Here is a 219-nt window from a genome sequence, read left to right as displayed (position 1 = left end):
TTGAGCTAACCTGTACTAATGACCCGTGCGGCTTAACCATACAACACCCAAGAAGTGTGAGACCTTGCGTTCAAGGCGACTACAAAAAAGATTATTTCAGAACATCAGTTTTCCAGCGTTTGTTAGCCTTAGCTGACAAACCCAATTTATGCCTGGCGGCGATAGCGCTGTGGTCCCACCTGATCCCATGCCGAACTCAGAAGTGAAACGCACCCGCGC

Annotated in this window: 1 rRNA gene; it reads left to right on the top strand. The window is 49.3% G+C overall.

The features are described from left to right. Positions 1-151 precede the first annotated feature (151 nt). Positions 152-219 (top strand): 5S ribosomal RNA (gene rrf / locus Q0753_RS16650); the annotation flags it as partial.

The sequence above is a fragment of the uncultured Oceanisphaera sp. genome (genome assembly GCF_947495715.1).
Lineage (GTDB): Bacteria > Pseudomonadota > Gammaproteobacteria > Enterobacterales > Aeromonadaceae > Oceanimonas > Oceanimonas sediminis.
This window is presented reverse-complemented; position numbering and strand designations above follow the sequence as displayed.